The organism is Phyllobacterium sp. P5_D12 (assembly GCF_054049495.1).
In genome coordinates this window covers 1-3,559 of record NZ_JBFUMG010000460.1, presented here as the reverse complement: position 1 = coordinate 3,559, position 3,559 = coordinate 1, and the positions used below count along the sequence as shown (strand labels likewise).

At 54.3% G+C, this 3,559-nt stretch carries 6 protein-coding genes; 5 read left to right on the top strand and 1 reads right to left on the bottom strand.

Annotation, left to right across the window (positions count from 1 at the left end; genetic code table 11):
- The 3 genes from metC to copM form a co-directional block, all read left to right on the top strand.
- Positions 1-816: cystathionine beta-lyase (gene metC, locus ACXJ5O_RS21775; RefSeq protein WP_457301715.1), on the top strand; the 816-nt coding region annotated here is incomplete at its 5' end.
- Between the two features lie 47 nt (positions 817-863).
- Positions 864-1,217, top strand: coding sequence for a hypothetical protein (locus tag ACXJ5O_RS21770; protein WP_457301714.1), 354 nt, complete (start codon positions 864-866; stop codon positions 1,215-1,217).
- A gap of 81 nt (positions 1,218-1,298) precedes the next feature.
- Positions 1,299-1,685, top strand: a complete 387-nt coding sequence (gene copM / locus ACXJ5O_RS21765) for a CopM family metallochaperone (protein ID WP_457301713.1) — start codon at positions 1,299-1,301, stop codon at positions 1,683-1,685.
- 62 nt (positions 1,686-1,747) lie between these two features.
- On the opposite strand, the gene ACXJ5O_RS21760 is transcribed toward copM, so the two are convergent.
- Complete coding sequence (locus ACXJ5O_RS21760; RefSeq protein WP_210002175.1) at positions 1,748-2,086, bottom strand: BRA0787 family protein; 339 nt, start codon at positions 2,084-2,086, stop codon at positions 1,748-1,750.
- A gap of 335 nt (positions 2,087-2,421) precedes the next feature.
- On the opposite strand from ACXJ5O_RS21760, the gene ACXJ5O_RS21755 reads away from it, so the two are divergent.
- Both ACXJ5O_RS21755 and ACXJ5O_RS21750 read left to right on the top strand, forming a co-directional pair.
- Positions 2,422-3,264, top strand: a complete 843-nt coding sequence (locus ACXJ5O_RS21755; RefSeq protein ID WP_457301712.1) for an FkbM family methyltransferase — start codon at positions 2,422-2,424, stop codon at positions 3,262-3,264.
- Between the two features lie 102 nt (positions 3,265-3,366).
- On the top strand, positions 3,367-3,559 hold a 193-nt coding region (locus tag ACXJ5O_RS21750; protein WP_457301711.1), incomplete at its 3' end, for a hypothetical protein.

The following is a 3,559-nucleotide window of genomic DNA, read 5'->3' as shown; positions in this document are numbered from 1 at the left end:
ATGTTGAAGCGATTGGGTATCGAGGTCGAATTCTATGACCCGCTGGTTGGCGCTGGCATCGAGAAACTGATCAAGCCGAACACCCGTGTCGTCTTCACCGAATCACCGGGCTCCAACACGTTCGAAATCCAGGACATCCCGGCCATCGTCGAAAAGGCCCATGCGGCAGATGCCATCGTCATGATGGACAATACCTGGGCGACGCCGATCTATTTCAAGGCGCTGGATTATGGCGTCGATATCTCGATCCATGCGGCGACCAAATACCCTGCCGGTCATTCAGACATCCTGATGGGAACCATTTCGGCCAATGAGAAATGCTTCAAGACATTGGATGCTGCGCATTCGGCGCTCGGGCTCTGCGTGAGCGGTGACGATGCCTATCAGGTTTTGCGCGGGCTGCGCACCATGGGCGTGCGCATGGAACGGCATGCGGAGAGCGCGCTGGACATCGCCAGATGGCTCGAGGCGCAGGACGGTGTCATCGAGGTCCTGCATCCCGGTCTTGAGAGCCATGCGGGAAACGCCTTGTTCAAACGCGATTTTTGTGGTGCGGGCGGAGTGTTTTCCATTGTCATCCAGGGCGGAGTTGCACAGGCACAAGCCTTCCTCAACGCATTGAGGATTTTCGGCCTGGGCTATTCGTGGGGTGGATATGAAAGTCTCGCATTGCATGTCCATCTCGGCGGCCGGGAGATTACAGGCAAGAATTATGCAGGACCGGTCATCCGGCTGCAGATCGGGCTTGAAGACAAGGCCGATCTTATTGCCGACATTGAAAACGGACTGGCCGCAGCAAAGGCAGTTCAAGGATAAACACAAGGTGAGTTCAATCCGGGTAGCACGCAGGCTATAAGGGGCAAATGAAAAGGCTCGTCGCAATCCTCGCATTTTTGACCGCGCTCAGCATTGGCTGGGTTCCGGTGTTTGCGGCGCCCGCCCGTCTGGCTGTAGAACTGGGTTTGCAGGATGTTGCGACCGGGTCCTCGCAGGCGTCTGGCCATGTTGATCATTCCAATGACTGCGCCGGCAAACATCATTGCCCGGGGGACGCCAAACAACAGCATCCAGCGGTGTGTGCGGCCTGTATCGGCGTACCCGCAATCACGTCTGTGATCCCGGTTATCCCGCAACCCAAAATCGTCATTCCGCGAGCCGGAGAATTGCCGCTTGTCGCGCTCGACAATGCGCCGCTCCCGCGCCCTCCCCGCATATAATCGATCATTCCTTTCGTTTTTACGCGCAGGTGAGCGGGCCACAGCCTGCGCCGGTTTGACTGGCCTATGGAAAGATCAACGATGAAAATCACATATATTCACAGTGCGGTGCTGGTCTGCGCCCTCGCCTTTACCTCACCGGTGCTGGCGCAGGATCACACAACGCACAAGACCAAACAGCATGACATGATGGCGATGCCCAAAGGCGATCAAAGCGCATCCTCCAAGGCGTTTGCCGAGGCCAATGCGAAAATGCACAAGGACATGGCAATTCCCTTTACCGGCAATGCCGACAAGGATTTTGTGTCGGGCATGATCGCGCATCATCAAGGCGCCATCGACATGGCCAAGGTCGAGCTGGAATACGGCAAAGATCCGGAGATCCGCAAACTGGCCGAAACGATCATCGCAGCACAGGAAAGCGAGATCAAACAGATGAAAACCTGGCTGGCCAAGAACGGCGGCTAAACCAACAAGAATCACCCGCCGGTTTTGGCCCGCGGGTGATTTTCACAAAACCATTTTCCAGTTTACTGGCGTATCTCGTTAGTTGCAGCGCGTTTCTGCATGCTCAACTGCCAAAGACTATGGGCAGCGTCGGCATAGGTCGACGATCCGATTCTGAATTCGGCTGAACGCAAAGGCAACAAATCCTCCACGACGGCAAGCGTGCGTGCGGGAAGGATATCCGTGCAGGTCCATAGACGCCGGAACACAGCACTGATCGGGACCCGTTTCTCGTTGACGTCAATCTGGGGCTCGTCACTGCCGAGTTCCCAATCCTCCAAGGCGTCAATCGCATCCTGAAAGGCATTGTGCAATATGATGGGCGCATGGCCCTCATGAAGTGGGTGCAGCAAACCAGGCATTCCTGTCTCCTCACTCTTGTGTTGCATCTGCCGGGGGCTCCCGGAAGTCGAATCATAAGGGCGAGACGGCACCTATCGCAAGCCTAAACTGCTATACCATACCATTTTACTAGTCATTCTTGATTAAATCGAGTTTTCGCTACAGTTTTAAGTTCCATCATTCAACCAAAAACTACGCTCAATTGGCCATACCGTTGAAAATACTAAATTTTCTAAGGATAGTTCTCCATATAACTCCAATTATTGAGTTGCGCTGATCTGAGCGCATCGTCGATAACATCAAATAGAACCGTATTTTGCTTTTATCGATCATTGTTTTGAACTGGATTTTTTAAATGACCTATTTTCAACTCACTGCGGCGTTTGAGTCGCGACCAAATTTTTCGGCCAATTTCATACAACGTCTCGGTGGTTTTTTGACCGCTCGCATCCAGTCGCTTGCTGGGCGTTTTCGTTCTTTCAAAGCAGCCGCATGGAGTGAGCTAAGCAGCGCCTCGGACAGGCGTATCGACTTTGGTGAGCTCCCCGAAAGCGAAGTCGCGAAAGTTTGTCATATCCTGAGCACAACGGGCACATTTCGCGATAATGCGACGTTGCTGGAACTCGGTGCCGGATCCGGAGTGCAGACCATCGAGATGGCAACATGCGGCGCATTTGCGCGCATACTCGCCGTCGAACCGGAGGCAGTCAATTTTGCGGCCTTGAAACGGAATGTCGACGACAACGATCTGCGAGACACGGTTTCCTGCTTCCCATGTGCAGCTGGCGTCATCGATGGAATGACCAATTTCTACGTGGGCCGCAACGACAGGCAGCGAAGCGGCATGAAACAGCAAAGGCCCAGCGATAGCAGGACCAGAATTCCGATCAACAGGGTCGAAACCATCCTGCTGGACGCGCATGTTCCGCTGGAACAGATCGGTCTCGTATGGATCGATATCGAAGGCTATGAGGCGATCGCCTGCCTGTCCATGACCGGGCTCATGGAGCGCAATATTCCAATTTATGCTGTGCTTTCGCCGGAACTCTATCACCGCGATCATGGTTCGAGCTTCGTCCGCTATCTCGCCACATATTATCGCCGCTGCGTCTTGTTGACCGACGCCGAGCCACGAATCGTCAACGTATCGGACATCCCCCTCGACCAGGGAAGCGTGCGCGTCCTGCTGATCGATTGACGTCGAATCACCAATTGGATGCTGCATTTTGCGCATCCATCTTGCCAAACTGGCGCCATTGCCGCATTCATGTCCCCTATTCGTTATCGAGGATATTGGCACATGACGACAAGGCACCTTCAGGTGATCATACTTTCCGCGCTGCTCTCGGGCTGCGCAGGCATTCAAAGCCAGCTCGACAATGAAAAAATTTCGTCCCTGCGTTATGACAATGTCGCCTGTCCCGTACTTGTGGCGCAACGCAACCAGGCTGTGGCTGAGATCAGCCGGCTTACCAACGGCCGCGGCTACCAGG

Bases quoted from the DNA above. Each gene is read 5' to 3' on its own strand.
- ACXJ5O_RS21770 (WP_457301714.1), top strand. From the start codon at position 864: ATGAAAAGGCTCGTCGCAATCCTCGCATTTTTGACCGCGCTCAGCATT.
- copM (WP_457301713.1), top strand. From the start codon at position 1,299: ATGAAAATCACATATATTCACAGTGCGGTGCTGGTCTGCGCCCTCGCC.
- ACXJ5O_RS21760 (WP_210002175.1), bottom strand. From the start codon at position 2,086: ATGCCTGGTTTGCTGCACCCACTTCATGAGGGCCATGCGCCCATCATA.
- ACXJ5O_RS21755 (WP_457301712.1), top strand. From the start codon at position 2,422: ATGACCTATTTTCAACTCACTGCGGCGTTTGAGTCGCGACCAAATTTT.